The 15,922-nt window shown below is 74.0% G+C and carries 19 protein-coding genes and 1 pseudogene; 10 read left to right on the forward strand and 10 right to left on the reverse strand.

What is annotated here, in order from left to right:
- Window positions 1–3 precede the first annotated feature (3 nt).
- Together QQK45_RS08350 and QQK45_RS08355 are read right to left on the reverse strand one after the other, a co-directional pair.
- The gene (locus QQK45_RS08350; RefSeq protein WP_284292860.1) at window positions 4–1,185 is read right to left on the reverse strand and encodes an MFS transporter; all 1,182 of its coding nucleotides are present in this window, start codon (window positions 1,183–1,185) and stop codon (window positions 4–6) included.
- Window positions 1,186–1,234: 49 nt separating this feature from the next.
- The gene (locus QQK45_RS08355) at window positions 1,235–1,834 is read right to left on the reverse strand and encodes a TetR/AcrR family transcriptional regulator (protein WP_284292861.1); all 600 of its coding nucleotides are present in this window, start codon (window positions 1,832–1,834) and stop codon (window positions 1,235–1,237) included.
- Between the two features lie 84 nt (window positions 1,835–1,918).
- On the opposite strand from QQK45_RS08355, the gene QQK45_RS08360 reads away from it, so the two are divergent.
- Entirely contained in the window at window positions 1,919–3,196 is a 1,278-nt protein-coding gene (locus QQK45_RS08360; protein WP_284292862.1) for an MFS transporter, read from the forward strand.
- A 24-nt stretch (window positions 3,197–3,220) separates the two neighbouring features.
- The gene (locus QQK45_RS08365; protein ID WP_284292863.1) at window positions 3,221–3,769 is read left to right on the forward strand and encodes a hypothetical protein; all 549 of its coding nucleotides are present in this window, start codon (window positions 3,221–3,223) and stop codon (window positions 3,767–3,769) included.
- Here the strand turns inward: QQK45_RS08365 and QQK45_RS08370 are convergent.
- Window positions 3,754–4,518 (reverse strand): SDR family NAD(P)-dependent oxidoreductase, encoded by a 765-nt coding sequence (locus QQK45_RS08370; protein ID WP_284292864.1) that lies wholly within the window; start codon window positions 4,516–4,518, stop codon window positions 3,754–3,756. The genes QQK45_RS08365 and QQK45_RS08370 overlap by 16 nt on opposite strands.
- Before the next feature lie 173 nt (window positions 4,519–4,691).
- Between QQK45_RS08370 and QQK45_RS08375 the strand changes: the two genes are divergently transcribed.
- Window positions 4,692–5,516, forward strand: coding sequence for an MBL fold metallo-hydrolase (locus QQK45_RS08375; RefSeq protein WP_284292865.1), 825 nt, complete (start codon window positions 4,692–4,694; stop codon window positions 5,514–5,516).
- 30 nt (window positions 5,517–5,546) lie between these two features.
- Here QQK45_RS08375 and QQK45_RS08380 read toward each other — a convergent pair whose 3' ends face one another.
- The 3 genes and pseudogenes from QQK45_RS08380 to QQK45_RS08385 all read right to left on the reverse strand — a co-directional run bounded on the left by QQK45_RS08380 (window position 5,547) and on the right by QQK45_RS08385 (window position 6,551).
- Entirely contained in the window at window positions 5,547–5,954 is a 408-nt protein-coding gene (locus QQK45_RS08380; protein ID WP_284292867.1) for a hypothetical protein, read from the reverse strand.
- 47 nt (window positions 5,955–6,001) lie between these two features.
- Window positions 6,002–6,160 (reverse strand): annotated as a pseudogene (locus QQK45_RS22045) (TetR/AcrR family transcriptional regulator); the annotation flags it as partial.
- Window positions 6,153–6,551 (reverse strand): PPOX class F420-dependent oxidoreductase, encoded by a 399-nt coding sequence (locus QQK45_RS08385; protein WP_284292868.1) that lies wholly within the window; start codon window positions 6,549–6,551, stop codon window positions 6,153–6,155. The pseudogene QQK45_RS22045 and the gene QQK45_RS08385, both read right to left, overlap by 8 nt.
- A 107-nt stretch (window positions 6,552–6,658) precedes the next feature.
- On the opposite strand from QQK45_RS08385, the gene QQK45_RS08390 reads away from it, so the two are divergent.
- Window positions 6,659–7,735 carry a Gfo/Idh/MocA family protein gene (locus tag QQK45_RS08390; RefSeq protein ID WP_284292869.1) on the forward strand — a complete coding sequence of 359 codons (1,077 nt, stop codon included), beginning with the start codon at window positions 6,659–6,661 and terminating at the stop codon, window positions 7,733–7,735.
- A 13-nt stretch (window positions 7,736–7,748) separates the two neighbouring features.
- On the opposite strand, the gene QQK45_RS08395 is transcribed toward QQK45_RS08390, so the two are convergent.
- The 3 genes from QQK45_RS08395 to QQK45_RS08405 form a co-directional block, all read right to left on the reverse strand.
- Window positions 7,749–9,347 carry an MFS transporter gene (locus tag QQK45_RS08395; protein ID WP_284292870.1) on the reverse strand — a complete coding sequence of 533 codons (1,599 nt, stop codon included), beginning with the start codon at window positions 9,345–9,347 and terminating at the stop codon, window positions 7,749–7,751.
- A 129-nt stretch (window positions 9,348–9,476) separates the two neighbouring features.
- Window positions 9,477–10,016 (reverse strand): helix-turn-helix transcriptional regulator, encoded by a 540-nt coding sequence (locus QQK45_RS08400; RefSeq protein ID WP_284292871.1) that lies wholly within the window; start codon window positions 10,014–10,016, stop codon window positions 9,477–9,479.
- A complete protein-coding gene (locus tag QQK45_RS08405; protein WP_284292872.1) occupies window positions 9,938–10,258 on the reverse strand; it encodes a cupin domain-containing protein in 321 nt (106 codons plus the stop codon). Before QQK45_RS08405 ends, QQK45_RS08400 begins: the two co-directional genes overlap by 79 nt.
- Window positions 10,259–10,435: 177 nt before the next feature.
- Here QQK45_RS08405 and QQK45_RS08410 point away from each other — a divergent pair, with 177 nt between their 5' ends.
- The 5 genes from QQK45_RS08410 to QQK45_RS08430 all read left to right on the forward strand — a co-directional run bounded on the left by QQK45_RS08410 (window position 10,436) and on the right by QQK45_RS08430 (window position 14,685).
- Window positions 10,436–10,666 (forward strand): hypothetical protein, encoded by a 231-nt coding sequence (locus QQK45_RS08410; RefSeq protein ID WP_284292873.1) that lies wholly within the window; start codon window positions 10,436–10,438, stop codon window positions 10,664–10,666.
- Between the two features lie 145 nt (window positions 10,667–10,811).
- The gene (locus QQK45_RS08415) at window positions 10,812–11,030 is read left to right on the forward strand and encodes a helix-turn-helix domain-containing protein (protein WP_284294982.1); all 219 of its coding nucleotides are present in this window, start codon (window positions 10,812–10,814) and stop codon (window positions 11,028–11,030) included.
- A 22-nt stretch (window positions 11,031–11,052) separates the two neighbouring features.
- Window positions 11,053–12,786: a glycoside hydrolase family 13 protein gene (locus QQK45_RS08420; protein ID WP_284292874.1), complete on the forward strand. Its 1,734-nt coding sequence runs from the start codon at window positions 11,053–11,055 to the stop codon at window positions 12,784–12,786.
- A gap of 88 nt (window positions 12,787–12,874) precedes the next feature.
- Window positions 12,875–13,774, forward strand: coding sequence for a GAF domain-containing protein (locus QQK45_RS08425; protein WP_284292875.1), 900 nt, complete (start codon window positions 12,875–12,877; stop codon window positions 13,772–13,774).
- Window positions 13,775–13,800: 26 nt separating this feature from the next.
- Complete coding sequence (locus tag QQK45_RS08430) at window positions 13,801–14,685, forward strand: PP2C family protein-serine/threonine phosphatase (RefSeq protein ID WP_284292876.1); 885 nt, start codon at window positions 13,801–13,803, stop codon at window positions 14,683–14,685.
- 14 nt (window positions 14,686–14,699) lie between these two features.
- Here the strand turns inward: QQK45_RS08430 and QQK45_RS08435 are convergent, their stop codons facing one another.
- The gene (locus tag QQK45_RS08435) at window positions 14,700–15,155 is read right to left on the reverse strand and encodes a helix-turn-helix domain-containing protein (protein WP_284292877.1); all 456 of its coding nucleotides are present in this window, start codon (window positions 15,153–15,155) and stop codon (window positions 14,700–14,702) included.
- A 176-nt stretch (window positions 15,156–15,331) separates the two neighbouring features.
- Between QQK45_RS08435 and QQK45_RS08440 the strand changes: the two genes are divergently transcribed.
- Window positions 15,332–15,907 (forward strand): ClpP family protease, encoded by a 576-nt coding sequence (locus tag QQK45_RS08440; RefSeq protein WP_284292878.1) that lies wholly within the window; start codon window positions 15,332–15,334, stop codon window positions 15,905–15,907.
- The last annotated feature ends 15 nt before the right edge of the window (window positions 15,908–15,922 follow it).

A 15,922-nucleotide genomic window follows, 5' to 3' on the forward strand; every position in this document is an offset into this window, starting at 1 on the left:
CCGTCAGGCCGAGGGGAACGTCCGGCGTGCCACGAGGACGATCACCAGCCCGGCCGCGACGAGCCCGGCGCCCAGCCAGGGGAGCACGCCCAGGCTGCCGACGTGGAGCACCAGGGCCCCGAGCGCCGCACCGCCCCCGATCCCGACGTTGGCGGTCGCGTTGACCAGCGCGCCCGCGACGTCGGGCGAGGCGCCCCGGGCCCGGACGGCCGCCGTCTGGAAGATCGACGCGATCGCCCCGAACGACGCGCCCCACACGGCGGTCGCACCGAGCACGCCGCCGCGTGACGGGTAGGCAAGGGCGAGCGCGACGAGCGAGGCCGCCAGCACGGCGAGCACGAGGACGGCGCTCTGGCGGGGTGCGACGTCGAGCCGGGCGGCACTGAACCAGAGCCCCAGCAGGCCGACCGCTCCGACCCCGAGCAGGACGGCGCCCACGGCGCCCTCCGCGACGCCCGCGTGGAGCAGCAGCACCGCGACGTAGGTGTAGACGACGTACTGCCCGAGGTAGACGACGGCGTTGGTCGTGACGGCGGCCGCGAGCTGCGGGCGACGGCCGGCGACGGGGTGCGTGTGCTCGTTCTCCGACGCGACGGGAGGCAGGAACGCCGCGACGAGGACGGTCGTCACGAGGCACACGCCGGCGAGCACCGCGAAGGCGAGCCGCCAGCCGACGGCGGTGCCGAGCGTCGTCGACAGCGGGACGCCGAGCACGAAGCCCGCGGACGCCCCCGCGGTCACGAGGGCCATCGCCCGGCCGGTCAGGTGGGGCCGGACGAGGCGCGCCGCGTAGCCGATGCTGAGCGAGAAGAACAGCGCGTGCGCGACCCCGCCGAGCGCGCGGGCGCCCGCGACGACCCCGAACGCAGGGGCCACGGCCACGACGCCGTTGCTCACCGTGTACGCGACGAGCGTCGTCAGGAGGAGCCCCTTGCGGGGCAGGTGACGCGTGCCGAGGGTGAGGGGCAGCGCGAGCGCGGCGACCATGAACGCGTAGACCGTGACCAGCAGCCCGACGGTCGAGTCCGAGACGTCGAAGGCGTCCCCGATCTGGGGCAGCAGCCCCACCGGGAGCATCTCGGTGGTGATCGCGGCGAACGTCGCGAGCGTGAGGGCGACGATCCCGCCCGCGGCGTCGCGGATGCTCGACGCCGGCTCGGCGGCGGTCGGGCGGGAGTAGGTCACCCGGTCACTCTGGCACGCGGGTCGAAACGATGCGAGCGGCGGTGCGCGGTCAGGCGCGCGCTGCGTCCAGCAGGGCGGCGGCGGCGTCGCGGGCCTCGGGGCCCGCTGTCGCGGCGCGGTCGATGCGGATGGCGAGGCCGGCGCCGTCGTAGATCATCTGGAGCTGACGGCCCAGGGTCTCGGGGTTCTTCGCCCCCGCCTCGCGGGAGAGGTCGGTGAGCACGCCCAGCAGCCAGGCGCGGTAGCTCTCGGTCTCCTCGACCGCCGCGCTGCCGGGCTCGGACTCCGCTGCGGCGGCGGTGAACGCGCACCCGCGGTACCCGGGCTCGGCGAACCGCTCGGCCTGGGCGTCGAAGACGGCGAGGACGCGCTCACGTGGGTCCGTGTGCGCGGCGACGTGCCGCTCGATCCGGGCCTGGATGCGCTCGTGCCGGAGGACGAGGTACGCGCGGACGAGCTCGTCCTTGGACCCGTAGGTGCTGTACAGGGACGCCTTCGCGACCCCCGCGTGCTCGATGATCCGGTCGATGCCGACTGTGTGGACGCCCTCCGCGTAGAACAGCTCGTTCGCGGCGTCGAGCAGGCGCTCGCGAGCCGTCCGGCGGTCGGTGGCCGACCCCGTGGTGCCGGCGGTGGCTGTCGTGCTCATGTGTTGACTCTAACAGACAGGTCTGTCTAGTGTGAAGGTTCGCCAGACAGACCTGTCTGGCTGATCGATCACCCGGAGGACGACATGCTCGACACCCAGGCGCCCGGCGCGGCCTGCCCGGCCGCCGGCCCCCTCGCACCGTCCGCCCAGCCCGCTCCGGCCGTCGTCGGACGCTCGCGCCGCCGTCTGCCCGACGCCGCGGCGTTCGCGCTCCTGCTCTCGGTGATCGTGTTCTTCCTCGCGTCGTCGAGCGCGCCGACCCCGCTCTACGCGACCTACCAGGCCGAGTGGGGTTTCACGCCCATCACGACGACCCACGTCTTCGGGATCTACGCCGTGGCGGTCCTCGCGGCGCTGCTCGTCGCGGGACGGCTGTCCGACCACGTGGGCCGCCGGCCCGTGCTGCTGGGCGCCGTCGGGCTGCAGATCGGCGCGATGGTCGTCTTCACGACGGCGGCGGGCGTCGACGAGCTCATGCTCGCCCGGGTCGTCCAGGGGGTCGCGACGGGCGCGGCCGCCGGGGCGGTGGGCGCGGCGCTGCTCGACCTGTCGGCTCGTCACGGCACGCTCGCCAACGCCGTCGCGACCCCCGTGGGCACGGCGCTCGGCGCGCTCGGTGCCGGCGTCCTCGTGCAGTACCTGCCCCAGCCGACGCATCTCGTCTACGACGTCCTCATCGGCGTGTTCGTGCTCCAGGCGGTGGGCGTCCTGCTCATGGCGGAGACCCTCGCGGCCGCCCGGCCTGGCGCCCTCGCGTCGCTCCGCCCCCGTCTGGGCGCTCCACGGGCCGCGCGCCTCACGCTGCTCGGCGTGGTGCCCGCGCTCGTCGCGAGCTGGTCGCTCGCGGGCCTCTACGGGGCGCTCGGGCCGTCGCTCGTCCGGCTCCTCGCGCCGTCGGCGGGGGTGCTGGCCGGGGGTGCGTCGCTGTTCGCGCTCGCCGGCAGCGGCGCGGTGAGCGTCTACCTGGTGCGGTCGGTCCCCGCGCGGACCGTCCTGCTGCTCGCGATGCCCGCGCTCGTCGTCGGGCTGGGGATCGCGCTCGTCGCCCTGTCGACGGGGTCGCTCGCGCTCTTCTTCGTCGGGACCGTCGTCGCGGGGCTTGGGTTCGGCGCGAGCTTCACCGGCGGCATCCGGCTCACGGTGCCGTTCGCGGCCGAGCACGAGCGCGCCGGGCTGCTGTCCGTGCTCTACGTCGTCGCGTACGTCGCGATGGGGGTGCCGGCCGTCGTCGCCGGGTACCTCGTCGTGCACGGCGGCGGGCTGCTCGCGACGGCGCAGGGCTACGCGCTCGTCGCGATCGGGCTCGCTGTCGTGGCGACGGCCGTGCTGCTGCTCACCGGTCGGCCGCGCAGGGCAGACTAGGGCACGGACGAGCGGGGAGGTTCGATGCGGCAGGTGCCCGACGGGCTGCGGGTGGCGCGCTACGGCGCGCCCGACCCCGCGCAGCCGGTCCCGGTCACGACGCTCGCCTGGCGGACGACGGGGTACGCGCTCGCGATCCAGGTCGGGCTGTGGGTCGTGGTGACGCTGCTGGCCGCGTTCGTCGACGGCGCCCTGACGGCGGACGAGCCCGGGGACACCACGTTCGCAGGGTTCGGCATGGTGCTCGGGTTCGTCGGCGGGCTCGGCGCCGTCGGCGTGACCGTGATCGCGGGGTTCTCGATGGCGTGGCTCTTGGAGTCCGCGGTCCGCAGGTTCGCTGCGCCCGCCCATCACGAGAAGGTGGCGGTGACCGTCTTCGCGGTCGCGGGGGCCGTCGTCGGCGGCGCGCTCGTGGCGCTCGCGGTGCGAGGGGAGCTCGAACGCCCCGGCGACGTCGACCCGATCACGGCCGGAGTGCTCGTGTGGGGCGTTGTCGCGGGGGCGCTGCCGGCGGGCGCGGGCCGGTGGCTCGCCGCCCGCCGGGGGAGGGAACGGCGTCAGACCGCCGTGTAGCCGCCGTCGACGACGTGCTGCGAGCCGGTGATGAAGCTCGCCTCGTCGGACAGGAGGAAGAGCACGAGGCCCGCGACCTCCTCGGCGGTCCCGAGGCGGCCGATCGGGTGCTTCGACACGAGGGCGTCGTACGCCTCGCGCGGCATTCCCTGCAGCAGCGGGGTGTCGATGTAGCCCGGGTGCACGGAGTTCACGCGCACGCCCTGGTTCGCGTAGCCCGCGGCGGCGGCCTTGGTGAGTCCGGCGACGGCGTGCTTCGCGGCCGTGTAGGGGGCCGCGCCGGGCTCGCCGACGAGGCCGAGGATCGACGACGTGTTGACGATCGCGCCGCCGCCCGCCGCGATCATCGCGGGGATCTCGTACTTCATGCCGTAGAACACGGAGTCGAGGTTGACGGCCATGAGCGTGTGGTACGCGTCGAGGTCGTCGATGTCGGCGAGGAGCCCGCTCGGGCCGCCGATGCCGGCGTTGTTGAACGCGAGATGCAGCGCGCCGTACGTGGAGACCGCGCCGTCGACCATCGCCTTGACCTGGTCCGCCTTGCCGACGTCGACGCCTATCGCGTTCGCGGTGCCGCCGGCGGCGGTGATCTCGTCGACGACCTGCTGGGCGGCGTCCTCGCGGAGGTCCGCGACGACGACGTTCGCGCCCTTCGCGGCGAGCGCGATCGCGACCGCCTTGCCGATCCCTGACGCGCCGCCCGTCACGAGCGCCGTCTTGCCTGCGAACTGTCCTGCTGCTTCTGCCATGGGGGCGTCACCTGATTCTCGAGCTGTCGGGGACGCGGGTCCGTCGCGACTGAGGCGGACCAGACAGTCGACCCCGGCAACAGTTCAAGCGTACGCCCGACGACGGCGCCCGGGCTGTTCCGCAGGTCACGTCCGGGGGGCGGATGTCGGGGGTGTCGGGAAGGATCGGAGCCATGACCTCCGAGGACTTCTGGATCTGCCGCACGTGCGGCGTCGAGCACGCCGACCGCCCTGACGTCTGCGCGATCTGCGCCGACGAGCGCCAATGGGTGCCCGAGGCGGGGCAGGCCTGGACGACGCTCGCCGAGCTCGCGGCCGAGGGGAGCCGCGTCCGGGTCGACGAGCTCGAGCCCGGGCTGCACGCGCTGCGAGGCGACCCGGGCGTGGGGATCGGGCAGGAGACGAAGGTCGTCGTCACGCCGCACGGCAACCTGCTGTGGGACCCGCTCGGCTACCTCGACGACGAGGCCGTCGCCGCGGTCCGGGCGCTGGGCGACGTCGTCGCGATCGCGGCGAGCCACCCCCACATGTACGGGGTGCAGGTCGAGTGGAGCCGTCGGCTCGGCGGGGTGCCGGTGCTGGTCGCGGCGGCCGACGCGTCCTGGGTCGCGCGAGCCGACGACGTGATCGAGACCTGGTCCGGCGAGCGCGAGGTCGTGCCCGGCGTGACCCTCGTGCAGGTGGGTGGACATTTCCCCGGCAGCGGCGTCGTGCACTGGACGGGCACCGAGGACGGCAAGGGCGCGCTCCTGTCCGGCGACACCGTCTTCGTCAACCCGGATCGGACGTCGGTGAGCTTCATGCGCTCGTACCCGAACCGGATCCCGCTGTCCGCCGCGGTCGTCGAGCGGATCGCCGACCGGCTCGACCCACTCGAGTTCGACCGGATCTACCACAACTTCCACGGACGCATCGCCTCCGACGGACGAGGCGTCCTGCGCCGGTCGGCGGACCGTCACGCCGGCTGGGCGCGTGGCGACTTCGACCATCTCACCTGACCGGCGCCGCGCACGGCCAGGCGCGGAGGGCTACCGGTCGGCGGGCGTCCGCCAGGCGCGCGCCGCGAGGTCGGCGAGCGCGCCGAGGTACCGGTCCTCGTCGATCCCGTGCGGGTGCGTGCCGTCGTAGACGTCGCGGAGCACCCAGTAGTGGCTGACGGCGGACATCAGGACGGACGCGAGCGCGTCCCAGTCCGGCGCGCCCGCGGGCTCCTCGGGCTGCGCGCGGAGCCAGCCGGCGACGGTCCCGACGACGGCCGCGAGCTCCTGCTCGCGGACCTGCGCGAGCAGGTCGGGGAAGGCCGCGAGGTCGCGGACGAGGAGCCGGTTGACGTCGCGCTCCTGCTCCAGACGGCGCAGGCCGGCCCGCGCGACGGCGGCGAGCCGGTCGCGCAGCGGCAGCGCGGGCAGCGCGGCGGGGTCGTCGAGGAAGGCCACGAGGCTCTGGCCCTGCTCGGCCTGGCGGCGCAGCCCTCCTCGAGCAGCGCGAGCTTGGACGGGAAGTGGCGGTACAGGCCGCCGGCGCCCGGCGACAGACCGGCGGCCGCCTCGATCTGCGCGACCGTCGTCGCCTTGTACCCCTGCCTGCCGAACAGGTCCATCGCGGCGACGACGATCGCGTCGCGGGTGCCCGCCTCAGGCATCGAGCGTGAGCTCGTAGTGGAGCGTCTGCCAGCCCTTGCGCCGGTGCATCCAGGGGACGAGGCGACGCTGGAGGACCGGGTACTTCGCGGCGAGGAGCTCGCGGGCTCGGGCCTCGTCGGCGCCCGCCACGCGGTAGGCCGTGCCGCTCACGGCGGGTCCGGTCGGCCGGCCGCGCAGCATCGTCGCGGGGGCGACGCGCACCTCGGGGAAGTTCCGGAGCCGCTTGTGCTTGCCCGCGGCGTCGTACGTGCGGAAGTACATGCGGCCATCTTCGTCGACGACGACGCTCACGGGCGTCCCGACCCACGTGCCGTCCCGCTTGCGGGTCTCGAGGCTGATGGTCCTCTGGTCACGCAGCAGCTCGGGGGTGACCGGTCGTGCAGTGAACATGGTGGATCCTTGCCATCGGCATAAGTAACTACTTACTTGCACCGTAGCGCGGCACGCCGACCGCGACAAGACCCGGCGCCGCGACCCGCTGGACGGGACAATGGCGCATGACCACCACGCGCTACGCCCTCGTCGGCTACGGCGGTGCCGGCCGCGGCATCCACTCCCGCCTGATCCGGGAAGCCGGTGGCGTCGTCACCGACGTCGTCGCCCGCGACCCCGGCCGCCGCATGCAGGCGGCGAGCGACTGGCCCGCCGTCCGCCTGCACGACGACGTCACGTCCCTCCTCGCGTCACGCGACGGCCAAGGCGGCCGCTCCGCCGGGCCGGCGTTCGACGTCGTCGTGGTCGCGAGCCCGACGCCCCTGCACGCCGAGCACGCCGCGGCGGTCTCTGCCACCGGGGTGCCGTTCGTCCTCGACAAGCCGCTCGCGACCTCCGCCGCGCAGGCCCGCGAGGTCGTCGCCGCAGCGGGCAGCACCCCGTTCACCGTCTTCCAGAACCGCCGGTGGGATCCCGAGCAGCTCACCCTGCGCGCCGTCGTCGGGCGGGGAGAGCTGGGCGAGGTGCACACCTTCGAGCGGCGCTGGGAGAGGTTCCGTCCTGTCCCGCGGGACCGGTGGAAGGAGAACGACCCCGTCGGCGGTGGGCTGCTCCTCGACCTCGGCCCGCACCTCGTCGACTCCGCGACGCAGCTCTTCGGGCCCGTCACCGCCGTGTCCGCGCACCTGCGCGCGCTCACCACCCCCACCGAGGACGACGTCTTCCTCGAGCTGCAGCACGCCGAGGGTGGCGCGGTCGAGGGCGCCGGCGCGGTGCCGGGCGGCGTGGTGTCACGCCTGTGGGCCGGGTCCGTCGTCGGTGCGCCCGGCCCCCGGACACGCGTCCTCGGCCGGGGTGCCGCGTACCTCGTGACGACCTACGAGACGGCGTCCGAGGCGTCGCCGTTCGAGGTGCTCGACGCCGACGCGCCCGCGGGCTCCGAGGGCTGGCTCGTGCGCGGGCGCGAGAAGACCCCGGTGCCGCGCGCGCCCGGCGGGCACGCCGACTTCTACCGGCTCGTCGCCGCGTGGGCCGCCGGCGAGCGCTCGGCGCCCGTCGACCCGGCGGACGCCGTCCGCACGGCTGAGGTGCTCGACGCCGCCCGGGTCGCCGCGCGGGAGGGTCGCCGCGTCGAGGTGTGAGTGCCAGCGGGGGTCACGAGCCGGGCCGCGCCCCCGCCGCCGCCCGGCCGCCCAGCCAGAACGCCGCGGTCGCGCCGACGGTCGCGACGGCGCCGACCACTGCACCCAGGTTCACCATGGCGTTGAGGGCGTCGATCGACGCCGCGTCGGCGACGCGGGCCAGCGCGGGGGCGGCGGCGTGCAGCTGGGACGGCAGGTCGTGGAGCGCCTCGTGGCCGGCGCCGGCCCCGATCGCGTCCGCGAACTGCTCTCGCAGGTCCGTCGGCACCCCGGACGCCCCGGGCAGCGCGTCGACGCCCGCCGTGGCACGGTCCCGTGCGACGTGGCTGAAGACGGCGCCCAGCCCGGCGACCCCGACCGCCATGCCCACCTGTCGCAGCGTGCCGAACGTCGCGCTCGCCATGCCGGCGTTCTCCTGGGACGCGAACGTCAGGGAGGCGGCCTGCGTGAGCGCGGTGATGGCGCCCAGCCCGAGGCCGCCGACGACCAGGCCCGGCACGAAGTGCAGCCACGTGTCTCCTGGCTCCAGCCGGCCGAGCCACCACATCCCGGCCGTGACGAGACCCATCGTCACCGGCAGCGAGACGCGTAGCGGCACACGCTTGGCGAGCGCTGCGGCGACGGGGGCGGCGATCAGCGCGGCCCCGCTGATCGGCAGGAGGCGCAGGCCCATCTCCAGGGGCGTGCAGCCGAAGGTGCCGATCATGAAGAGCGCGAGGAAGTTGGCCGCCGCCATGAGCGTGGCCATGTGCCCGACCGAGACGATCGCGGTGCCCGCGAAACCGGGCTTGCGCAGCATCCCGACGTCGAGGAGCGGGTGCGGGGCCCGGAACTGCCACGCCACGAAGCAGACCAGCAGCGCGAGAGCCGCGCCTGCCAGTGCCACGAGGGTCGGTGAGGTCCAGCCGAGGCTGTTGCCGCGCGTGAGCGCGAGCACCCCGGCCACGAGCCCGCCCGTCAGCAGCACCGAGCCGAGCCAGTCGGCGCGTCGACCGAGCGCCCGCGGCGACTCGGGCAGACGTCGTGTAGCCACGCCGAGGATCACGACGCCGATCGGTACGTTGACCAGGAAGATCGAACGCCAGCCGAAGGACGTGACCAGGGCCCCGCCGAGCACCGGTCCAGCCACGGTGGCGCCGGCCATCACCGCGCCGTAGACGCCGATGGCCCTCATCCGTGCAGCCGGGTCGGGGAAGGCGACCGAGAGCAGCGGGAGCGCGGTCGCGAAGAGCATCGTGGCGCCGACGCCCTGCACCGCCCGGAGGACGTCGAGCTGGAGGATGGTCCCGGAGAGCGCCAGGGCCAGGGACGCGGCCGTGAAGACGGCCATGCCGGCGAGGAAGAGGCGTCGGCGGCCGTAGCGGTCGCCGACGGTGGCGAACGTCAGCAGCAGACCCGCCAACGGGATCGCGTAGCCGTCGATCACCCACTGGAGCCCGTCGATCGAGGTGTCGAGGTCGGCGCGGATGTCGGCGAGCGCCGCGGACACCACGGTCGTGTCGAGCATCAGCATGAAGATGGCGGCGCACACCAGGAAGAGCACGGTCCCGGGCCGTCCGGTGCGCGGCTGCGTGGGTGGTCGGTCGTTCGCGCGTCTGGTGGTGGTGCTCATCGGTCGTCTCCCGTCGGCGATCGTCGCGGACCGGCTGTCTGCCGCCGCGATCTCGACGCTAGGTCGGGTGGGAGGCCGTCCGGAACGACGTATCCGGACAGGCGATCGCGCGTATCGGCCAGACGGAGGTCAGTCCGTCGAAGTGGCCGAGGTCCCGTTGAAGTAGGCGGCCGGCGTGGTGCCGAGCTCGCGACGGAATGCGGCGATGAACGCGCTGGACGTCAGGTAGCCGACCTCGCGGGCCACCCGTGACACGGGCAGCCCGTCAGCCAGCAGCGGGAGCGCCGCGTTGAGCCGTTCGAAGGTGCGCCAGCTCTCGAAGCTCACCCCCGTCTCGCTCCTGAACCGGCGTGAGAGCGTCCGCGCCGAGGAGCCCACGTCACGGCCCCACCGGGCGAGCGAGCGGCCGTCGGCCGGGTTCGCGCGGATCGCGAGGGCGACGGCGCGGGTCTGCGCGTCGTCGGGCAGGATGCTCGGGATCGCCGCCACCGGGACCGGCAGGAGCAGGTCCCAGAGGACGGTGAGGGCGTGCGAGCGGCGGTCGTGCGCGGTGGAGCCGAGAGCGACCACGTACTCGAGGAGCGGACCCGTCAGCCCGGTCGCGTCGACGACGGTGGGCACCTCCCAGCCCAGCGGGGACTCGGCGGGCTCGAAGTAGAGCGACAGCATCCGGTCCGCGGAACCTGGTGCGACCGCGTGCGGGACGCCCCGGGGATCCAGAGCGCCCGCGACCGCTGGACCACCCAGCGGCGGTCGGAGGCCTCCATCGTGAGCACCCCGTCGACGGCCCACGTCAGCTGGTGCTGCGGGTGCGCGTGGGTGGGCAGCCGGGTCGAGCCGTCCAGCGGCACGACGATGCTCGGGACGTCCCCGACGTCGAGGACGATCCGCAGCGCGGACACCGAGACCACGGGGAGCAGTCTAGGAACCGGGCCGCGCGTTGTGAGACGCGGGTCATCCTGGCATCCCTTTCGAAGGATATCCCTGCAGAGGTATATTCGGGGTATGCTGATCGACTGGCCCGCCGACTTCGACCGGTATCTCGACGTGCTCGAGACGGCGGCCCGAGCGGGTGATCGGCATGCGGCGTGACGCTCGACCTGCTCGTCGCTCAGCTCGACTACGTGGCTTCGCTGGAGGGGCCGCCCAGGGGCGACACCGCCACGCTGAAGCTGGTGCGACAGTCACGGCGGTATGACGTATGGCGTCTCTCGCATCCGTTTCGCGAGCAGATGGGGGACGCGTTCTACGACTCGGTCGGCGCGAGAGCCGATCAGATCATCGACCGATGGCTTCGTGAAGGGGAGGGGCGGAGATGAAGAGCGACGACGCGCCTGACGGCTTCGTCCGCGGGAACGAGCGGCTTCAGCGGCTTCGCAGCGACCCCGCGCGGTCGCCACTCGTCGATGTGCTACGTGAGGAGATGGCGAAGGAGGACGAGCGGTACCGAGCCTCCTCGCGGCCATCCGTCGTGCGGCGGACCTCACGCAGGTCGAGCTGGCCGAACGGCTCGGCGTCGGGCAGAACACCGTGTCCCGAGCCGAGCGAAGGTCCGACCTGCTCTGGTCGACGCTCGTGGGCTACCTGACGGCGGCCGGAGGGACGGACATCACGCTCAGCGTGACGATCAACGGGCAGCGTGTCGACGTCGAGCTCGACACCCCGGAGCACAGCGCCCCCTGATCGGTCCCCGTAGCGTGGAGCCATGAGCTCGTGGTGGAAGTCGGCGGTCGTGTACCAGATCTACCCGCGGTCGTTCGCGGACTCGAACGGCGACGGGGTCGGCGACCTGCCGGGCATCGAGTCGCGTCTGGACCACCTGAGCGACCTGGGCGTCGACGTGGTGTGGCTGTCGCCGATCTACACGTCGCCCCAGGCGGACAACGGCTACGACATCGCCGACTACCAGGGGATCGACCCGATGTTCGGGACGCTGGACGACTTCGACCGGCTGCTCGCGGCCCTGCACGATCGCGGCATCAAGCTCGTCATGGACCTCGTGGTCAACCACACGAGCGACGAGCACCCCTGGTTCGTGTCGTCGCGCGACGGCGGCCCCGACGGCCCGCACCGCGACTGGTACTGGTGGCGGCCGCCGCGCGAGGGCTTCGCCCCGGGGGCGCCGGGTGCGGAGCCGACCAACTGGGAGTCGTTCTTCTCGGGCCCGGCCTGGTCCCTCGACGAGGCGTCCGGCGAGTACTACCTGCACCTCTTCGACCGGAAGCAGCCCGACCTCAACTGGGAGAACGCCCAGGTCCGGCACGCCGTCTACGCGATGATGCGCTGGTGGCTCGACCGCGGCGTCGACGGCTTCCGGATGGACGTCATCAACCTCATCTCCAAGGTCCTGCCGCTGCGCGACGGCGCCCCGAACGGCCACGGCGCCCTGGGCGACGGCAGCCCGCTCTACACGACCGGCCCGCGCGTGCACGAGTACCTCCAGGAGATGCACCGCGAGGTCTTCGACCGCTACCCGGACCGTGAGCTCCTCACGGTCGGCGAGACGCCGGGCGTGACGCTCGAGGAGGCGATCGCGTTCACCGACCCGAACCGGCGCGAGGTCGACATGGTGTTCCAGTTCGAGCACGTCGGCCTCGACCACGGGCCCGGCGGCAAGTTCGACCCGGTGCCCCTGGACCTGCGCGACCTCAAGGCGTCCCTCGGCCGCTGGCAGGTTGAGCTCGGCTCGGTGGGCTGGAACTCCCTGTACTGGGACAACCACGACCAGCCGCGCGCCGTCTCCCGGTTCGGCGACGACGGCGCGCACGGGCGCGCGTCCGCGACCGCCCTCGCGACCCTCCTGCACCTGCACCGTGGGACGCCGTACGTCTACCAGGGCGAGGAGCTCGGGATGACGAACGCGCCCGTCACCTCGATCGACGACGTGGACGACGTCGAGTCCCGCGGCTTCTACCTCCAGCAGGCCGCGGCGGGCCACGACCCGGAGGTCCTGCTCGACGGGATCCGCGCCATGGGCCGCGACAACGCGCGCACCCCGGTGCAGTGGTCGGCCGAGCCCGGCGCCGGGTTCACGACCGGCACCCCGTGGCTCGCGGTCAACCCCAACCACACGTGGCTCAACGCCGACGCGCAGCGCGACGACCCGGCGTCGGTCCTGGCGCACTACCGCGCACTGATCGCCCTGCGGCACGACGAGCCCGTCGTCGCGGATGGCGACTTCACGATGCTGGCCGGCGACCACCCGCACGTCTACGCCTACGCGCGCGAGCTCGACGGCGACCGGCTCGTCGTCGTCGTGAACGTGTCGTCCGAGCCGCAGGAGGTGGCGCTCGCGGACCTCGCCCCGGCGGGAACGGCCCTGGGCGACGTCGTCCTCGCGAACCTCACCGACCCGACGCCGCCCGAGGACGACGCCGTACGTCTGCGGCCGTGGGAGGCGTGGGCGAGGCTCGCGCGCGGGACGTCCACGGCGCCGTGACCGGGCGCGAAGGGCGAGAGCGCTCTCACCTCCGACACGTGCGAGCAGGGTCCAGAGAACGTCCCGGACGACCTGCCATGATGCCCGCATGACGCACACGCCTGGCTCCGTCGCGGCCCCAGCGACCACGCGAGCGTCCCCCGTCACACCGCCCGACCCTGCCTACGAGCGGTTCGCGCGCCTCCTCTCCGCACACCTCGACGTCCCGATCGCCCTCGTCTCGCTCAAGCGCGACGACGACTACGTCGGGTTCCCGGGTGCCGTCGGGCTCACGGGCGCATACGCCCGCACACGCGTCCTCGCGATCGAGGACTCGTTCTGCCGCCAGGTCCTCGCGACCGGCGACCCGCTCGTCCTGCCCGACGTGCGCGCCACCGAGCACCTCGACAGCCCCGCCCTGCGGGAGCTCGACGTCGCCGCGTACGCGGGCTACCCCGTGGTCGACACGTCCGGCGTGACCGTCGGCACCCTGTGCGCGATCACGCACGAGCCGCGCGACTGGACCGAGCGCGAGCTCACGGTCCTCGCCGACCTCGCCGAGGCGTGCGCCACCCAGGTCCGCCTCCGCCAGGAGAGCGCGCGGGCCCGGTCGGCCGAGCTCGCCGCGACTCGGCGCCACCGCAACGCCCGGACCCTCCTGCACGTCGCCGAGGCGCTGTCCGCGACGACGACCGTCGACGAGGTCCTCGACGTCGTGACCGGGCTCGTCGTCGACCGCGTGGGTGCGCTCCACGGCTCCGTCGCGCTCGCCGACGCACGTGGCAAGGTGCTGTGCTGGGTGCGATGCGAGGACGGGACCGCCGTGGACGACGCCTCCTCGCCGGCCGTCGCCGGCGGCGAGGAGGTCGGCGACGAACGTTCTCCGTCGGTGCGGGCCGTCCGGTCACGCGAGCCGCTGTACTTCGAGGACTTCGCGACGCTCCGGGAGCAGTTCCCCGGCGCGGCACCCAGCGACGTGCCCGGCGCAGCCGCGTTGCTCCCCTCCTGACGCGGGACGCGGCACTGGGCGTCGTCGTGGCCCGGTGGTCGAGCCGTGTCGTCTTCGAGCACCCGTTCCGCGACCTCCTGACGACGATCGCCGGGTACACGGCCGTCGCCCTCGAGCGCGCGCGCCTGCTCCAGCACCGGCACGACGTCGCGCACGTCCTGCAGACCGCGCTCCTCACCGACCTGCCCACGCCCGACGGCGTCACCCTCGACGGCGCGTACGTCCCCGCGGTCCTGGGCGACCAGGTGGGCGGCGACTGGTACGACGCGCTCGTCCTCCCGTCGGGCGACGTCGCCGTGACGATCGGGGACGTGACCGGCCACGACATCGACGCCGCGGCGCTCATGGGCCAGCTCCGGTCGCTGCTGCGCGGCTACCTGTGGCGCGACGACCGCACCCCCGCCCAGACGCTCGCGCAGCTCGACGCCGCGAACGTGGGCACCGGGGTTCGCGCGACGGCGTCGGTGCTCCTGGCGCGGGTCGGGGCCCCGGGCGCCGACGGGTCCCGCACGCTGACGTGGTCGAGCGCCGGGCACCCGCCCGCGTTCGTCGTGCGGGCGTCGGGGGCGGTGCAGCGGCTCGAGGGTCAGCGCGACCTCATCCTCGGGGTCGCACCAGGGGCGGCGCGCAACGACCACACCGCCGAGCTGTGGCCCGGCGACACCGTCGTCCTGTACACGGACGGGCTCGTCGAGCGCCGCGGCGAGGACCTGCACCGCGGGCTCGACCGGCTGGCCGCCGTCCTCGCGGGCGGGGGACCGGGCGCCGGTGCGACCGGGGAGCCGGTGGCCGCGGCGGCGCACGACGGCCCACCCCGGGTCGTGCCCGTCCAGGTCGTCCGGGCCCTGGTCCCCGGCGACCTGCACGAGGACGACATCGCCGTCCTCACCCTCCGCGTCGACCCGGTCTGAGTGGTCGGGGAGCCTCAGGCGGCGAGCGCGAGCCCGCTGAAGCGGGTGTGCGACCGCACGCGGGGCAGGGCGTCCCCGCGGACGTCGGCACGGGCCTCGTCGCGCGCGGTGAGGTCGAGCACGCGCAGCGGGGCACGCCCGTCGCGACGGGCCTGGTCGCGGAGCTCTGCGAGCCGAGCGCGCGCGGCCTCGCGCTCCAGGGCGTCGACGACCTCACGGAGGACCTCGGCGAGCGGCGCGCCCAGCGCGTCGCACATCGCCGACACCACCTCCGACGACGGCTCCTTGCGCCCCCGCTCGACCTCCGACACGTACGCGACCGAGAGGTTCGCGCGCTCCGCGACGTCGACGATCCGCAGGCCCTGCTCGTCGCGTCGACGGCGCAGCGAGGCGCCCAGCGCGGTGCGCAGGAGGGTCGGCGTCGAGGCGGCGAGGGGCCGCACGGGCGCGGGCCGGTTACGTGTGGTCACGTCGTCCTGCATGGTGCGTCCCTCCGTCGATCGGCTCGCTCCTGACGCTAGCCCGGGGGCGCGCCGGACGCGCCGTCGGGCGTTGCGCCCTGAGCAGATCGACGCATCGCCGCAGGCAGATCGGCTCACGGCAGAACGGGGGTCCCGCCGCGGGGCCGTGGCCGCAGGATCGGAGCATGCCCGAGGACACCACCGCCCCCGTCGACCGCGAGCTCGCCCGCGAGCTCCTCAAGCACCGGATCGTCGTGCTCGGACGCGAGGTCCGCGACGACGACGCCAACGAGATCTGCGGCCGGATCCTGCTGCTCGCCGCGCAGGACCCGCAGGCCGACATCCAGCTCTACATCAACTCGCCGGGAGGTTCGGTGTCGGCGGGGTTCGCCGTCTTCGACACCATGCGGCTCGTCCCGTGCGACGTCCAGACCGTCGCGATGGGCTTCGCCGCGTCGATGGCGCAGGTGCTGCTCACCGCCGGGACGCCCGGCAAGCGCTTCGCGCTCCCGCACACCCGGATCGTCATGCACCAGCCGCTCGGCGGCATCGGCGGCTCGACCACCGACGTCCGGATCCAGGCCGACCAGCTCAAGCAGACCAAGGAGCTCATCGCCCGGATCACCGCCGAGCAGACCGGGCAGAGCGTCGAGCGGATCGCCGCCGACGCCGACCGCGACCACTGGTTCACCGCCGAGGAGGCGAAGGAGTACGGCCTCGTCGACCACGTCGTCGACCTCCGGCTGCCTGTCGGTGTATGACACCCTCGTCGAGGC

The organism is Luteimicrobium album (assembly GCF_030161555.1).
GTDB lineage: Bacteria > Actinomycetota > Actinomycetes > Actinomycetales > Cellulomonadaceae > Luteimicrobium > Luteimicrobium album.